Annotated in this window: 14 protein-coding genes; 7 read left to right on the top strand and 7 right to left on the bottom strand. The window is 64.1% G+C overall.

All coding sequences use genetic code 11. The features are described from left to right. Nucleotides 1-27: 27 nt before the first annotated feature. The 3 genes from Spa11_RS08050 to Spa11_RS08060 all read right to left on the bottom strand — a co-directional run bounded on the left by Spa11_RS08050 (nt 28) and on the right by Spa11_RS08060 (nt 3,984). Nucleotides 28-1,599: a cryptochrome/photolyase family protein gene (locus Spa11_RS08050; protein WP_145110507.1), complete on the bottom strand. Its 1,572-nt coding sequence runs from the start codon at nt 1,597-1,599 to the stop codon at nt 28-30. Nucleotides 1,600-1,757: 158 nt separating this feature from the next. Next, a complete protein-coding gene (locus tag Spa11_RS08055) occupies nt 1,758-3,275 on the bottom strand; it encodes a deoxyribodipyrimidine photolyase (protein ID WP_231933200.1) in 1,518 nt (505 codons plus the stop codon). Between the two features lie 151 nt (nt 3,276-3,426). Further along, entirely contained in the window at nt 3,427-3,984 is a 558-nt protein-coding gene (locus Spa11_RS08060) for a fasciclin domain-containing protein (protein ID WP_231933202.1), read from the bottom strand. 292 nt (nt 3,985-4,276) lie between these two features. Here Spa11_RS08060 and Spa11_RS08065 point away from each other — a divergent pair, with 292 nt between their 5' ends. Together Spa11_RS08065 and Spa11_RS08070 are read left to right on the top strand one after the other, a co-directional pair. Further along, the gene (locus Spa11_RS08065; protein WP_145110510.1) at nt 4,277-4,729 is read left to right on the top strand and encodes a ferritin-like domain-containing protein; all 453 of its coding nucleotides are present in this window, start codon (nt 4,277-4,279) and stop codon (nt 4,727-4,729) included. 170 nt (nt 4,730-4,899) lie between these two features. Continuing rightward, complete coding sequence (locus Spa11_RS08070; RefSeq protein WP_145110513.1) at nt 4,900-5,193, top strand: hypothetical protein; 294 nt, start codon at nt 4,900-4,902, stop codon at nt 5,191-5,193. A gap of 116 nt (nt 5,194-5,309) precedes the next feature. On the opposite strand, the gene Spa11_RS08075 is transcribed toward Spa11_RS08070, so the two are convergent. Together Spa11_RS08075 and Spa11_RS08080 are read right to left on the bottom strand one after the other, a co-directional pair. Beyond that, a complete protein-coding gene (locus Spa11_RS08075) occupies nt 5,310-6,899 on the bottom strand; it encodes an AAA family ATPase (RefSeq protein ID WP_145110516.1) in 1,590 nt (529 codons plus the stop codon). A 170-nt stretch (nt 6,900-7,069) separates the two neighbouring features. Next, the gene (locus Spa11_RS08080; RefSeq protein ID WP_145110519.1) at nt 7,070-7,702 is read right to left on the bottom strand and encodes a response regulator; all 633 of its coding nucleotides are present in this window, start codon (nt 7,700-7,702) and stop codon (nt 7,070-7,072) included. A 306-nt stretch (nt 7,703-8,008) separates the two neighbouring features. Here Spa11_RS08080 and Spa11_RS08085 point away from each other — a divergent pair, with 306 nt between their 5' ends. The 5 genes from Spa11_RS08085 to Spa11_RS08105 all read left to right on the top strand — a co-directional run bounded on the left by Spa11_RS08085 (nt 8,009) and on the right by Spa11_RS08105 (nt 12,190). Then, nucleotides 8,009-8,881: a sugar phosphate isomerase/epimerase family protein gene (locus Spa11_RS08085; RefSeq protein WP_197529826.1), complete on the top strand. Its 873-nt coding sequence runs from the start codon at nt 8,009-8,011 to the stop codon at nt 8,879-8,881. Beyond that, nucleotides 8,863-9,297, top strand: a complete 435-nt coding sequence (gene arfB, locus Spa11_RS08090) for an alternative ribosome rescue aminoacyl-tRNA hydrolase ArfB (protein ID WP_197529827.1) — start codon at nt 8,863-8,865, stop codon at nt 9,295-9,297. Before Spa11_RS08085 ends, arfB begins: the two co-directional genes overlap by 19 nt. A gap of 671 nt (nt 9,298-9,968) precedes the next feature. Continuing rightward, nucleotides 9,969-10,427 (top strand): hemerythrin domain-containing protein, encoded by a 459-nt coding sequence (locus Spa11_RS08095; protein ID WP_145110525.1) that lies wholly within the window; start codon nt 9,969-9,971, stop codon nt 10,425-10,427. Between the two features lie 287 nt (nt 10,428-10,714). Then, entirely contained in the window at nt 10,715-11,521 is an 807-nt protein-coding gene (locus Spa11_RS08100) for a UvrB/UvrC motif-containing protein (RefSeq protein WP_231933204.1), read from the top strand. Nucleotides 11,522-11,845: 324 nt separating this feature from the next. Continuing rightward, nucleotides 11,846-12,190, top strand: a complete 345-nt coding sequence (locus Spa11_RS08105; protein ID WP_145110528.1) for a carbon storage regulator — start codon at nt 11,846-11,848, stop codon at nt 12,188-12,190. 128 nt (nt 12,191-12,318) lie between these two features. Here Spa11_RS08105 and Spa11_RS08110 read toward each other — a convergent pair whose 3' ends face one another. Continuing rightward, on the bottom strand, nt 12,319-13,818 hold the full coding sequence (locus tag Spa11_RS08110; RefSeq protein ID WP_197529828.1) for an alpha-amylase family glycosyl hydrolase: 1,500 nt from the start codon (nt 13,816-13,818) through the stop codon (nt 12,319-12,321). Between the two features lie 115 nt (nt 13,819-13,933). Beyond that, nucleotides 13,934-14,722, bottom strand: coding sequence for an SDR family oxidoreductase (locus Spa11_RS08115; RefSeq protein ID WP_145110531.1), 789 nt, complete (start codon nt 14,720-14,722; stop codon nt 13,934-13,936). Nucleotides 14,723-14,851: the final 129 nt, after the last annotated feature.

Genomic DNA, 14,851 nt, shown 5'->3' on the forward strand with positions numbered 1-14,851 from the left:
AGCCCCTCGAGGGTCATAAGGGCTTGGTTATTGATCATTCGCTGCGGCGAGCTGTTCGCGCAGCTTCGCTGCTTGTTGCCGGATGGCCGATAGCTCGTCGGCCGGCTTCCGCTCGAGATTCTTCAACTGCATCGCCATGCGGTTGTTGCCGGCGAGGCGGTCGCGGTGGCGGGCGAGGAAGTCCCAGTAGAGCGTTGTGAACGGGCACGCGTCGTCGCCGGTGGCTTTTGCTGGATCGTACCGGCAACCCGCGCAGTAATTGCTCATCCGCTGGAGGTACTTGCCGGTCGCGCAGTACGGCTTGCTCGCCATCAGGCCGCCATCGGCGTGCTGGGACATACCCAGCGTGTTCGGGAGCTCGACCCACTCGACCGCGTCGATATAGACGGCGAGGTACCACTCGTGCACCTGCTGTGGATCGACCCCCAGCATCATCGCGAACAATCCCGTCACCATCAGCCGCTGGATGTGGTGGGCATAGCCGTATTGCAGGGTCTGACCGATCGCGTCGCGGAGACACGCGTAGTCCGTCTCGCCGGTCCAATAGAAGTTGGGTAGCGGTTCGTTCGCGCGGAGCGCGTTGCGTTCCAGGTACTTTGGCATTTGCGTCCAGTAGATCCCGCGCACGTACTCACGCCAACCGAGGATCTGCCGAACAAATCCCTCCACCGCTTCGAGCGGCGCGGCGCCCGACTCGTACGCGGCGACGGCGGCGTCCACCACTTCGCGCGGATCGAGCAGCTTGACATTCATCGCCGCCGACAGCCGCGAATGGTACAGCCACGGCTCGGCCGTCCACATCGCGTCTTGATACTCCCCGAAGCTCGGCAAGCGATGGCGAATGAAGTCCTTCAGCGCAAGCCGCGCGTCCGCGACCGAGACGGGCCAGTCGAAGTCGTCGAGCGTGCCCGGGTGTTCTGCGAAACGCTCGTTGACGAGGTCGATGACGGCTTGCGTCGTTGTGTCCGGCTTGAAACGCCGCGCGGCGGGGACCTTGCCCGGTCCCTTCTTGCCGAAGGCGCCGCGGTTCTCCTTGTCGTAGTTCCACTCTCCGCCAACCGGCGCGCCGTCTTCCATCAGGATGTCGAGACGCTTCCGCAGTTCACGGTAGAAGAACTCGAGCCGAAGTTGCTTGCGACCGTTGGCGTGACGAGCGAAGTCGTCGGGCGTCGTGTAGAAGTGCGTGTCGTCGAGTTCAACGAGCTCCAGCCCCGCCTCGTCGGCGATCAGCCGCAACTCCTCGCGCACCCGCCACTCACCGGGATGAACGACGACAAGCCGTAGCGGCTTCAGCCGATCGATCGCATCGCGCAACGCGGCTGCAAGAGTCTCTTCGCCGCCGACGCGAGTGCGACCTTCCGACTTCACGGGCAACTCGCGGTAATCAACACGAATGCCTTCCGCCTTCAGCTCGTCACGAAAGTGCCGCATCGCCGTGAGAAAGAACACGGTGCGGACCTTATGCGACCAGACGTGCGTCGATTCACCAGCGACCTCGGCCATCCAAACGACGTCACGCTTGGGATCGAAACCCTCGAAGATTGGCGACTGCCGGTCGAGTTGATCGCCGAGGATGAGGGCGAGCGTACTTAATACCATGGAGATTTGCCGCGGAGTTCGCGGAGGTCGCGGACAGAGGCCGTGTGGAAATGACGAATGACGAAGCACGAATGACGAACCTGACGGGGCGGCTAGAGCCCTCCGGCAGGTTCGTCATTCGTCATTCGTCATTCGAGCTTCGAGTTTCGTCATTTGGCTCAATCAAACAACGACCGCTCGGCGTCCGCCGCATATCGCCTCACATAGTCCTTCACCCGCACCTTCCGCGCCGTGTTCTCGCTCGTCATGTAGCGGATTTTGCCGTAGATGGGGCGCTCGGGACCCCAGGCGCGGTCGTAACGACCGAGCACCCAGAAGATGCCCGAGTAGCTGTTGGGGTTGCGGCCGTCGAGGGCGTACTTGTTGTTCAGCTCGATCATCACGTCGAGCGCCGCTCGGGGCGATTCGCTCCATTCAAGAATCTTCTTGCCCCACAGCATCCGCAGGTAGTTGTGGATGCGGCCCTCGCGCACCAGTTGCCGCTGCGAGGCGTTCCAGAGCTCGTCGTACGTGCGGGCGCCTTCCAACTCTTCGAGCGTGTAGAGCGGGTCGCGCTGGTCGCCGGCGTGTTCGGCAAGCGTTGCTTGGGCCCAGTCGGGCAGCGACTCGTAACGGTCGTAGTCGCGTCGCTTGCTCGTCATGTTGAAACCGACTTCGCGCCACGTGACGAGCTCGTCGAGGAATGCCTCGGCGGTCGGGCTCATGTTCCACCAGCCCTCCCGCGCGCCAGTAGGCTTCTTAGCGGCTTTGCTGGGGTTCCAATTCTCATGCTCGGCGACGGCGGCGAAGACCTCGTGCGCCGACAGATGCCCCCAGTGCAAGTAGCCCGACAGCTCACTGGCGGCGTCTTCTTCGGGCTGGTTGCGGCGCTCGCCGTAGACCTCGAATCGCTTTCCCATGAAGCGATCGAGCGCCTTACCCGCTGCGATGTAACCGCCGGGCTCTTTCTCCACCGGCTTTACCGAGTGATCGATCGGCAACGACGCAATCAACTTCGCGGGCGCTTCGAGGTCGGCGTCTTGGACAGGACGCCACTTCTTCTGAATCGCATCGACGACTCCCTGCGCCGAGGGCAGACGCGTCCCTTGCAGCGGCGCGGGCTTGGGAAGCTCGCTCAAATGCGGCAGCAAGTCCTTGTGCAACTGCCGACGGAAATCGAACGCCCTCGAAAAGACATTGTCGGTGGCGCGGAGCGGGTAGAGGCCGTTGGAGTCGACGAGTTCATAACGGCAACCAATCGCCCGCCGCGCCGCTCGGGCCTGCGCCGGCAGGAAGAAACTCGGAAAGTCATCGCCAACGACAACACACGCCCGCTCCGCAAACGCCGCAAGCAAGCCGCTGGCGGCGCCGGGCTCTGGTTCGAGGTAAGGGTAGTAGCAAACGCCATCGATGTCGGCGAACGCCTCGCGGTTGTCGCGCATCCCCTCGGCGACGACCGTGTGAAATCGGTCGCAAGCCCACCGGTAGTCCACCCTTAACGCTTCGAAGACCACCAGCGGCTTTTCAAGCCCCCGCGCCCAATCGACCGCACGCTCCAGCGCAAGGTTCCACCGCGGCCGGCGAAACGCGGTCATCCAGTAAAGGATGTAGTCGCCGTCAGCCTTCACATCGACCAACCGCTCGCCGTGGCCAGAGCTGAGGCGGATCTTCGGGACCGCGGATTCGATCGTAGGCATAGTTCAGTAGATTTGAACCACGAAGGAACGAAGGCCTTGGTTCGAGCCTTTACTTTGTTCCTTCGTTCCTTCGTGGTTCATAAAGAAAAAGAGCCGGCCCTCGGCGACGATCGCCAAGGGCCGGCAGCTTAACAAATTAACTCCGCAACGCTTACGGCATCATCACGGTGTCGATCACATGGATCACGCCGTTGGTGCACTCGATGTCGGTAGCGATGATCTTCGAGCCAGCGATGGTGACGACGTCGCCGTTTACTTCGATCTTGGCCTTCTTACCGTTGACGGTCTCGGCCTCTTTGCCGGCGAGCTTCACCGCGTCGGCGGCCATCACTTTGCCGGGGATGACGTGGTAGGTGAGGATCGCGGTCAACTTCTCTTTGTTCTCGGGCTTCAGCAGCGACTCGAGCGTCGCCTTATCGACCTTGGCGAACGCCTTGTCGGTCGGGGCGAAGACGGTGAACGGGCCTTCGCCCTTGAGCGTCTCGACGAGGCCGGCGGCCTTCACCGCGGCGACGAGCGTCGTGAAGTCCTCGGCGCCAACGGCGGTGTCGACGATGTCCTTCTTCGCGGCGACCGCGGCGACGGGGTGGAGCGTCTCTTGGGCGTTGGCGGCCGTAGCGGCGGCGGCCTGCATCGGGCACGTCTCGCCGGCCTGAGCCAGCGGGGCGGTGGTCAAAACAGCGGCGGCAATCAGCAACTGGGTTTTCATCTTTTGTTCCTCGGAAAGACTATGGCGGTCGTGCCGGCGCGGCCGTCAATGAAACTGACAACGCCGGTCTGAACAGAAGTCGCGTCTACCTGTGTCTCTAGGAGGTCCAAGAAATCCGACAACCGCCGAACGGTGAAAAGCTTCACCGAACCGCCGAGTCGCCGCCAAACGACGGGGGTAGTTGCCGCTGCCGCTCGGAAAGCGGAGAATCCTCTCGGAGCGCGTGGCGGCCGGAGGCCCCCGCGTCCCTCAAACCGCCTCAGCCACCCTTCACCATAGGGAAGCCAAGATCATGGCCGCCTCGAAAGAAGAAATCGTTCAGCTGCTGACGACCGCCTACAGCATGGAGCTCGAAACGGTCATTAACTATTTGGCGAACAGCACCAACCTCGACGGCGTCCGCGCCGAAGAGATCAAGAAGTCGCTCTCAGCCGACATCACCGAAGAACTTGGCCACGCCCAGATGCTCGCCAAACGGATCAAGCAGCTCGGCGGCGTCGCGCCCGGCTCGAAGAGCGTCAAGCTCGGCAACCAGATCCAGCCGCCCGACGACACGACCGACGTGGTTGGCGTCATCAAATCGGTGATCGCCGCTGAAGAGGCCGCCATTGCCCACTACCGCAAGATCGCCCAGGCGACCGACGGCGACGATTACATCACGCAGGACCTCTCGATCCAGCTAATGGCGGACGAAGAAGAGCATCTCGTACTGTTTCGCGGTTTCCTCAAGGAGTACGACCGCTAAACCCAGCGGCAGGGCGTCTGTGGCGAAAAAGCAACAACCCGCGTGCGCGCTTGCGAGTGATTCGCGTTGTAAGTTTGAGCTGGTTCTCTGACGCCTGAGCGCGGCGGGGGACCCGTTGTGTCTGCGGCCCGTTCCACTCTGACCGTTGCCTTCCCGTTAAGGACCCTCCGATGCGACCCGTCCTGTTCGCTGCTGTTGCCACCGCCGCCCTCGGCCTCACTAACGAGGCGTCGGCGCAGTTCGTCCACGTCACCAATTTTGCCCCGGCCCCGGTGGTCGTGTCGCAACCGATGGTGGTGCACCGCCCGGTGACGACGTTCTCTCCGGTGGTCGTCGGCTCGCCGGTCGTTGTTGGCAGCCCCGTGGTGACGACCACCACGCGCTATCGGCCGCTGCTCGGCCGGCGCGTGACGCGAGTCCACTACGGCTTCGCCCCCGCGCCGGTCTTCGTGCCCGCCTGGTAGATCGAACCACTCGTTGACGTCTGAGCCGCGGGCGCGAGCCCTCGGTGTGCGCCTGGTACAAGGGTTCACACCGAGGGCTCGCGCCCGCGGCTCAGGCTTCTTCTAGTCGTCAGCTTCTAATCGTCAGCGAGTCCGCACCACTCGACCTCGAAGCGGCAGCCGCATTGCGGGCACTTTACCGCGGCGCCGAGGACGCCGGCGTCCGCCGTCTTGGTGAGCCCGCAGGAGGGGCACGCGACGCGAACGCTCGCCTGAGCCACCGGCTCACCCAGCCCCGCGTCCCACGGGATGTCGTCGGCTTCGAAGGTGACGAGACCCTCGTCGGATAGCTCGGCGATGGTCGCCAAGCGGTTCGCCATCCTTAGGATCGCTTTCTCGAAGAGGTTCCGAACGGCTCGGCCATTGCCGAACTGGCGGTCGCGCTGGCAGTGCATCCCGTGGACCGCTTCAACGACCCGGCGGCGGGCGTCGCGCGTCAGGCGGTAGTGGTGCACATCCATCAGCCGGCCGAAGATCTGGCACAGCTCGACCGGGTCGTAGTCGTCGAAGTGCAGCGTGCGTGAGAACCGCGACGCCAGCCCCGGGTTGGTCTCTAGCAGCCGCGTCATCTCGTCGGGGTAACCGGCGAGGACGACCGAAAGCCGCGCGCGGTCGTCCTCGGCCCGCTTGAGCAGCGTTTGCAGCGCCTCGCGGCCGTAGGCGTCGGGCGAATCGGCGTCGGCGAGGCTGTAGGCTTCGTCGATGAACAAGACGCCGCCGAGGGCTTCGTCGATCTTGCGGTTGGTCTTCGGGCCCGTTTGACCGGCGAACTCGGCGACAAGACCCGAGCGGTCGGTTTCAATCAGCTGCCCTGCCGGCAAGACGCCCATCGCCCGCATCGCCTCGCCGAAGAGCCGGGCGACCGTCGTCTTTCCGGTGCCGGGATTGCCGGTGAACACCAGGTGCAGGCTGATCTCGGTCGCGGGAAGTCCCGCCGCCGAGCGGCGCTGCTGCAAGGCGATGTAGTTGGCCAGCGATCGCAGCTCGTGCTTCGCCGAACGCAACCCCACCAGCGAATCGATCTCCGCCATCACGTCGTCGAGCGACCGGTCGCTAGGCGGCTTTGCGGTCGTCGTCGCGGTCGGTGATGGCCCCGGCAGCGGGCTTGGCGTCTCAATCCGTGTCAGCGATTCCGGACTTTCTTTCGAAGTATGCTGAGATGTCGCCAAGCACTTCTCGAGCTGCTTGGTGATCGTCTTGATCGCCGCCAGCTCGCTTGCCGCGACGACGCCGTCGATTCGGGCGACGATGTTCGACTGCCGGACGACGAGCGTCTCGAGGTCCGCCGCGCGGTCGCGTAACGGGGTGAGCTTCGCGAACGGCCGGACGAGCGTCTCCCACGGCAGCTCTTCGACCTTCTTGGCGGCGTGGGAAAGCATGCCGTTGAGTTCGGCGCCGCGCAGGCGGCGGCCCCAGAGGTGCTCCGCCAGTTCGACGCCGAGCTGGGTCTCGCCCGCGGTCCAGTGGTGGTCCGCTTTGCAGACCATCAGGTAGACCCGCATCACGAGGCCGCGGTGCAGGTCGTCGAGCAGCTCGACATAATCACCGCCAGCCGGAACCAGCTCGGGATGCTCGCGTACGATCTGCTGAGCGCTGGAGACGTACAGCTCGCGCGTCTGCTGCAAGAGCTCGCGGTACGATTCGACGCTCGCAACGGTGTCGGGCAACGGTGCTCGTCGGCTAAAGGGGCAGGGCGGTCCGCGGGAGTCGTCTCCAGACGGCGATTACGCGCACCATACCGTTTCGGCTATGAGACCGTAATCGGCGTCTGGAGACGCCTCCCGCAGAAAGACTCAGCCTCCCACCAACAGGAGATTCTAGCGACATGCCGTAGCGCCTAAGCCAAGCCCTGCCGCACCGCCCAAACAGCGGCTTGGGTGCGGTCGGCGACGTTCAGCTTCCGCAAGATGTGCTGGACGTGCTCCTTGACCGTCTCATAGCTGATCCCCAGCGCCTGTGCGATCTCTTTGTTGCTGAGGCCGAAGGCGAGCTGCTTGAGCACCTCATCCTCGCGGGCCGTGAGCGGAGAGGCCACGCCGTTGAGCGACTGCGACGTCGCCGCCGGGCCGCTGAGCCGGCGCGCCAGGTCGCTGGGCCAACTCGTGCCGCCTGAGGCGATCGTCGTAATGGCGGCCGTTAGCTCCTCGCGGCTTGTCGACTTCGGCAAGAACCCGGCGGCGCCGAGGGCGGAGGCCCTGGCCGCGTACGTTGGATTCGTGTGGGCGGTGTAATACAGGACCGGGGTCTCGATCCCCGCGTCACGCAACCTGGCGAGGCACTGCAACCCATCGACACCGGGCAGCAGCACCTCGAGGAGCAGCACTTGAGGACGCAGCTCTTCAACGAGCTGTTGCGCTTGCGCGCCATTCTCGGCCTCGCCGACGATTTCGATCGGCGAGTCGGCGAACCAGGCGCGCAACCCGGCGCGCAGCGCCGGGTGGTCGTCCGCCAGCAGGACGGTAGTAGGCATAGGTTTTGGGGCGGGGCGGGGCGGGACGCGCTCGGCAAGCCGTTCCAGGCGCCCCCCGCGAGGGGCTTCTCGTTCCAATCGCGATTATGCCCACCTTCGGCCCGGGGTAAAGCAACATACTGGGAAGGAACTTCCACTCGGGCCGCCGCGTCCGCTCTGGACCCCGGTCGCAAGTCGCCAAAAACCTTGACGCTAGCAAGGTTTACTTAAATCGCCGACTTCGGCCATACTCCCTCCCCTCACGACTCGCCGCACGGCGACGGCATCGACACCCACGGCTACGGAGCGGCTATGGCGAGGTTGTCCATGAACCAGTTGACCACCTACCGGTGGTCGTTCGAGGAAGACCTTCACCACTGCCGCCATGCCGGCTACGACGGGATTGCGGTCTGGGTCCGCAAGCTCCGCGACTTCGGCGAGGAGCGGGCCGCCGAGCTCATCTCTGACAGCGGGCTGGCCGTCTCGAACGTTTCTTGGGAGGGCGGTTTCACGGGCGCCGACGCCGTGACCTCCCGCGAGAATCTCGCCGCCGCCCGGGACACCTTGGCCCTCTGCGGGGCGCTCGGGGCCGGTTGCCTGACCATCTACAGCGGCGGCCGCAACGGCCACACGAGCCGCCACGCCAACCGCCTGTTGCGGGCCGCCCTCGACCGGCTGCTGCCGTTCGCCGAAGAGGCGGGCGTCCCGCTGGCGATCGAGCCGATGCACCCCGCTTGTGCCGACGACTGGACGATTGTCACGAGCCTGCCGGACGCCCTCGAACTGGTACGCGAGTACGACACGCCCGCGCTACGGCTCGCACTGGACACCTACCACTTCCCGCTCGCGGAAGAGGCTTGGCCGATTCTGCGCGAACTTGCCGGCTACTTGGCGGTCGTGCATCTCGGCGATGTCCAGACGCCGCACAGCGTCGATCACAGCCGTGCGGCCCTCGGCGAGGGCGCCGCTCCGCTGGCGGGGATCGTCCAGACGCTCGCCGAGGCCGGTTACGCGGGCTTCTTCGATGTGAAGCTTTTGGGCCCCGCGTTCGACGAAGCCGACTATGATCGGCTGTTGCGGCAGTCGCGCGAGGCGTTCGTCGCGTTCGGCGCGGACGAGATCGCCGCCGTCGAGGTCGCCCCTCGAGACGCCGCCGCCCCCACACCGTCCCCCATCGATTCGTGCAAACTGATCTGGTGATCAACGACCGGCTCGCGATCCCGCGGAGCGAGCTCCAATTCTCGTTCGCCCGCAGCGCCGGCCCCGGCGGGCAGAACGTCAACAAGCTCAACACCAAGGCCGTGCTGCGTTGGAAGCCCGCTGAGTCGGCCGCCCTTTCGCCGGCCGTGTTGGAACGCTTCTTGGCTCGCAATGGCGGGCGGCTGACCCGTGAGGGCGAGCTGGTGATCGCCTCCGACACGCACCGCGAACAGGGCCGCAATGTCGGCGACTGTCTGCAGCGGCTGCGGGCCCTGGTAGCCGCCGCCGCGGCCCGCCCCAAGGTCCGCCGCCCCACGAAGCCCACGAAGGCGTCGCAGCAACGCCGCCTCAACGCCAAGCGAAACCAAGCGGCTAAGAAGGCGTCGCGGCAATCGCCGGCGGATGGCGAAGCTTGAGCCCCTGGCGATCAACCCAACCGCGCCGCGACTCTGGGACCTGACGGGTCGATGCCCTGAACGCCTGTCTAGAGCCCCCAGGAGGGCCCTTACGACGCGTTCTGATGCCCGTTCGACTCCTTTGTCGGCCGCGCCTCCAAGCGCCTGCTAGGGGCCTTCTTGGGCCTCACAGAGGGCGCCTTCAAGACCCTCGGCAATAAGGCCGGCCGCGGGACATCGTGCCTTCTTTCACGAAGTGTCCCGCGGGTCGCTCTAGATTACGCTGTTTGACTTGTTCAGAATGTTTTTGATTTCCGGATCGTGACGGCTACACTGCAGGCGCTCGAAAACATTGGCACGCTTGATGCTTCCGGCCGTCATCGGTTTTTTGCATCCTCTCTTCTTCGCCGGAGCGTCACGTCATTGCCGGAGCGTCACGTTTAAGTCGAGCCGCGTCACGGGGGCGATCGCCTTGTAGAAGGCCTTCGCCAGAGAAGCGGCCGGAGTAGTGGTAAGTAACAGATTGATCGTCGGTGCGTGACATTCGGGCCCGAAGAGGCCTTGAAGTTTGGAGGCGGAACAGCGGCAGGCGCCCGGGTGGACCATGAATCCGCCGGACAGCAGAACCGTCGGGATAGCGAAAAAGCTATCTTTGTTATTGGGAAGACCTCACGTCTTGAAGGGAGGAAACCATGCTCGCCGATCAAGTCGCGCCGCAGGCGCTATCGTCAGAACAGCAGATCTTCTCACACATCAAACAGGCGCTCCGTGTCATGGTCGAGTGGCACGCGCCGACCGTCAGCCAAGGCCGCAAACGCTCAAGCGTCCGCTTCGCCTTACGCTCGTTCTGTCGCCACCTTGAGCGACTGATGAACTTCGAGGAAGAGGGCGGCTACCTGCCGACGGTCACCACCGCCCGGCCGAACTGGGAGCACCGCGTCGATCTGCTCCGCGCCGAGCACCAGAAGCTCCGCGAACACATCCACCGGCTCTCGCCCCAGATCGATGATGAGGGCGTGTGGCAATCGGAACGGTTCGAGTCGGCCTGTCGGGCGATCCGCGAGTTGCTCGCCGAGGTTGATCGCCACGACCGTGACGAGATCACGCTGCTGCAAGAGACGCACACCCTGGACGAAGGTGGGGAGGGCTGAGGCGACGCCTGGACCGTCCTTGGCGATTGCCCAACCAAACTGTCCAAGTTGCATCCAACCACGTCTTATTTAGCCGCCCCATACGCCGGCGCCGCCATTCGGTTTCTACCTACCGACACGGCGGTCGGTGCGTAAGCTGCCTCTGGCAGCAACTTTTTCGGGTGTGTATGCGGGTTGGCGCGACGTAAAGGTGGTCGTCTCCGCTTGCGACCGCCACCACCGGACTTCCGCGATTTCTCAACGGAGGGGAGCAGACGTCTCGCCATACAGGCGGGCTGCGTAGTAGAATGCCCGTAGAGCAAACGCAGCTTCTCATTGTCGGCTGGCATATGAAACCGTCTCCACCGGATTTCGATTCTCTGCTCAAGAGTTGGTCCTACGTGCCGGGTGAGGTCTCTGCCCGCCGCGGTCATGGAGCCGACGGGCGGCTTGTGCTCCAACTGCGGATCGACCTGGGCGTCTTGCAGATGGAAGCCGACGGACGGCCCGACGGTGTCAGGCCATTGGGTCATGACACCTACCTCGATGCCCTTCGCGCGGAGGAAGCCATCGCCGGCGAGGATTTCGAACTCGACGACGATCAATGCGTTGAGATCGATCGTGAATTCGTCCAGTACTACCACCGCCGCGTGGCGTGGCTGGCGCTACGGGAGTTCGACCATGTCGTGTCCGACGCCGACCACACACTGGCCCTAATGGATTTCAGTTCGGCCCACGCTCCAAACGACGACTGGGTCGAGGAGCACGAGCAGTACCGCCCATTCGTGCTGTTCCACCGCACGCAAGCAGCCGCGCTGGCGGAATTGCAGCGGACCGATCCCGAGGCGGCGGTATTGGTGATCGACGAAGGCTTCAGGCAGCTGCGGGAATCGCTGGCGGACCTAGCAGCGATCGTCGGCGAGGACCTCGAAGACGACGAGGCCTACGACTTCAGCACCAAGCTGGAAGAGCTGCGGCGTTCGATCTTGGTCGAGTACGACCTTGAGGCGCCACTCGATGAGCAGCTCGCCAACGCGATCGCCCACGAAGAGTACGAACTCGCCGCCGAGATCCGCGACCGGATGGCTCGCCGCACGCGCAGCCGGCAGAGTTGAGGGCTGCCCCGTTGGACGCCGCTAAGCCGCTAGCGGCTGGAGGGTGATTCCTTGGGTGGGAGCGGGTTTGTAATTTTTGGCGCCCGGCTGCTAGCGGTGGTTTCTTGAGCCGTTCTTGCAAGTGGCGTGGCGCGTAGCACTTAGCGCTCCGCCGAGCTCGGTTGCGCGAACTCTGGCACGGCCCGTGCGTAATACGGCTGGCGAGGCGAACGGACGACCCGATTCGCCTCCCACCGCGACGGCGACCGGCGAATGGCCGTACACGTGTCGCGGGGGCGAGGGGACTCTCGCCTAGCTCATCACCATCAATTAAGGGAGTGACAGATGTTGGTTCTCACACGGAAGCCTCAGGAAAAGATCCGGATCGGAGATGGGATCACGATCACGGTCATCAAGACCAAGGGCTCGGGCGTCCGCCTCGGCATTGAGGCGCCCGCCGACGTGCCGGTGCTGCGTGGCGAGTTGCTCGCCGCCCGTGATAGCTTCGTTAAGACGGAAACCGACGAGGCCTCCGTTCCCGATGCGGCTACGAATCAAGCGAAGAGTGATAGCGAGGTGCAGTTCACCCGCGTCAAGCGTTCGCGAGTCCCGTCGGTCCTGCCGAACTTGCTCGGCGAACCCGGCCCGCTGCGGGCGATGATGGCCGGTCGTGCGACGACCGGCGCTTAGCCACCCTTTAAGGACTGAACCTTATGCGGCAAGGATTGACGCGTACAAGGATCAGCCGGCGGCAACCGAAGGCCGGCTCAAGGATCGAGGTGCGATCCCCCGTGGAACGGCTGGTGAGAGGCGGCCAGTTATTCGCCTCTCACCAGCACCACGGCGTCGCGCGGCGGGATCGTGCAGCTCAACTCGTCGCCGCTTAACTCGTGCCCTTCGTGCGACTCCAGCGGCCACACCTGCTTGAACGGGCCCTCCAAGTGCCGGGGCTTCAGGTTCACGGGGACACGCTCGTGCGACGTGTTGAACGCGACCACCGCCTGACTGCCATTGAGGTTACGGCTGAACGCGTAGACCGGTCCCTCGGCGTGGAGCGTCGTCAACTCGCCGACACGCAGACATTCGTGCGTCCGGCGTAACGCCACCGCGCGGCGATAGAACCGCAGCAGGTCGTAATCCCATAGCGACTCGTCGTGCCACGGAAACGCCTGCCGGCAATCGGGGTCGGGGCCGCCGGTCATGCCAACCTCGTCTCCGTAGTAAATGCACGGCGCGCCGGGCATTGTCATCTGGAACAGGACGCACAGCCTGAGGGCAGAGTCGTCTTGCGTGATCCACTTCGCCCGCGCCATGTCGTGGCTGTCGAGCATGTTCATCTGGGCGAAGTTGATCTCCCAGTCGTAGTAGCCGTACATCCGGTCGATCAGCGACGCGAACTTGTCGGCTTCGATCGGCTCGAAGGGAAGGTGCGGGTGGATGTAGTCGTTGCGGTATGTCTCGGCGGCGAAGAAACTGATCGCCGGGCCGGTGAAGAGATAGTTCATCACCGCGTCGAACTGATCCCCCTGGAGCCAGCGGCGCGCCTCGCTCCAGATTTCGCCGCAGATATAGGCGGCGGGGTTCTCCGACTTCACGACCTGGCGGAAGGTGCGCCAGAAGTCGTCGTCGTCGATCTCGTGCGGCACGTCGAGCCGCCAGCCGTCGATGCCAAACTTGATCCAGTGCCGCGCGACTTCATAAAGGTACTCACGGACGGCGGGGTTATTGGTGTTGAGCTTCGGCAGCGCGGGCAAGTTCCACCAACAGGAGTAGTTCGGCGGAATGTCCTTCTCGGTGGGATAGGGCTGGAGCGGCCAGTCGTGGACCGTGAACCAGTCGATGTAGGGCGAGTTGCCGCCGTTCTCGAGGATGTGGTGGAAGGGCCAAAACCCGCGCCCTGTGTGGTTGAAGACGCCGTCGAGCACGATGCGCATGTCGCGCTCGTGGGCCTTGTCGATCAGTTCACGCAGCGCGTCGTCGCCGCCCAGCAGCGGATCGACCTCCAGGTAGTCGTAGGTGTGATAGCGGTGCGTCGAGGCCGACGTGAAGATCGGCGTCAGGTAGATCGCGTTGACGCCCAGCTCTTCTAAGTACCCGAGCTTATCGACGACGCCCAGCAGGTCGCCCCCCTGAAAGCCGTCGTGGATCGACTCGCTCCCCCACGGCTTGAACTTGAGCCCCGGCAGGTGCTTGATGCGCGAGCTCCGCGCGAAGCGATCGGGAAAGACCTGGTAGAAGACCGCGTGCTTTACCCAGTCAGGCGTCTGGATCGGCGTTTCACCGGGCGGCGAGGCGAGAGGCTTGGGTTGATCGGTCACGATGAAATATCGGTATCTGGGAATGGAACAAGAAAGCGGGGTGAGCGTTCACCGCGGTTAGCAGCGACTTTTCAACCCATGAGTGGTGACTGGTCATCCCATGAGAAGTGACTGGTTATCCCACGAGAAGTGATTGGCCGCCGTCGATCCAGACGGGCGTGCCGGTGATGTGAGCGGCGGCGTCGCTGGCGAGGAATGCGGCCAGGTTGGCGACCTGCACGGGCTCGCCCATGTCGCCGTGCGTTAGTGGAACCTCGCCCTCGGGATACTCGACGCGCGCCTTGATCTCGTCGAGGTGATGCCGCTCGGTCTTCTCGTGGATGTGGGTGTCGAACGCGCCGGGGCAGAGGATGTTGACACGAATCTTCGCCGGCGCGAGCTCCAGGGCAAGCATCTGCCCCATCGCCAGCTGCGCCGCTTTGGTCGTCGCGTACGCCGTGGCGCCCGTGTTGCTAAAGACGCGCGTGCCGTTGATCGACGAGACGATGGTAATTGAGCCCCCACGGGCCTTGAGGTGCGGCACGGCGTGATGGATGGTCGAGTAAGCGCCGGTGAGATTCACCGCAACGGTCTGCGACCATTCGTCATAGCCGAGCTCATCGATGGGCGCCCACGTCCCATTCGTACCGGCGTTGACGACCACCATATCGAGTTGTCCCCACCGGTCAACGATCTGCCTCACAGCAGCGCCGACCTCGTCATGCTTGGTCACATCGGCGACCACACTGATCGCCTCACCACCAGCTTGGCGTATCTCATCCGCCACGCTGTCGAGTTCGTCCTTGTCACGCGCCGTCAAAGCCACCCGCGCACCGCACTCGGCAAACTTGAGCGCGATCGCCCGGCCGATGCCTTCACCGCCGCCGGTGATCCAGGCGGACTTGTTTGAGAGCGAGATCTTCATATCGTCCGCTCATGAAAGCATGGAGTGAAGCGAGGATGGGGTTCTCAAAGTATCGAGGGAGCGCCGTTAGCCCTCGGGCGATTGCACTTTGTGTGCCATGCGATCGCGACTTCGACGACGGCGCCAGTC

Origin of the sequence: Botrimarina mediterranea, assembly GCF_007753265.1 — a bacterium.
Classification (GTDB): Bacteria; Planctomycetota; Planctomycetia; order Pirellulales; family Lacipirellulaceae; genus Botrimarina; species Botrimarina mediterranea.

Coding starts and splice junctions, on each gene's coding strand:
- Spa11_RS08105 (WP_145110528.1), top strand. CDS start 11,846: ATGTTGGTTCTCACACGGAAGCCTCAGGAAAAGATCCGGATCGGAGAT.
- Spa11_RS08115 (WP_145110531.1), bottom strand. CDS start 14,722: ATGAAGATCTCGCTCTCAAACAAGTCCGCCTGGATCACCGGCGGCGGT.
- Spa11_RS08100 (WP_231933204.1), top strand. CDS start 10,715: ATGCCCGTAGAGCAAACGCAGCTTCTCATTGTCGGCTGGCATATGAAA.
- Spa11_RS08085 (WP_197529826.1), top strand. CDS start 8,009: ATGAACCAGTTGACCACCTACCGGTGGTCGTTCGAGGAAGACCTTCAC.
- Spa11_RS08080 (WP_145110519.1), bottom strand. CDS start 7,702: ATGCCTACTACCGTCCTGCTGGCGGACGACCACCCGGCGCTGCGCGCC.
- Spa11_RS08050 (WP_145110507.1), bottom strand. CDS start 1,599: ATGGTATTAAGTACGCTCGCCCTCATCCTCGGCGATCAACTCGACCGG.
- Spa11_RS08095 (WP_145110525.1), top strand. CDS start 9,969: ATGCTCGCCGATCAAGTCGCGCCGCAGGCGCTATCGTCAGAACAGCAG.
- Spa11_RS08055 (WP_231933200.1), bottom strand. CDS start 3,275: ATGCCTACGATCGAATCCGCGGTCCCGAAGATCCGCCTCAGCTCTGGC.
- Spa11_RS08065 (WP_145110510.1), top strand. CDS start 4,277: ATGGCCGCCTCGAAAGAAGAAATCGTTCAGCTGCTGACGACCGCCTAC.
- Spa11_RS08060 (WP_231933202.1), bottom strand. CDS start 3,984: ATGAAAACCCAGTTGCTGATTGCCGCCGCTGTTTTGACCACCGCCCCG.
- Spa11_RS08070 (WP_145110513.1), top strand. CDS start 4,900: ATGCGACCCGTCCTGTTCGCTGCTGTTGCCACCGCCGCCCTCGGCCTC.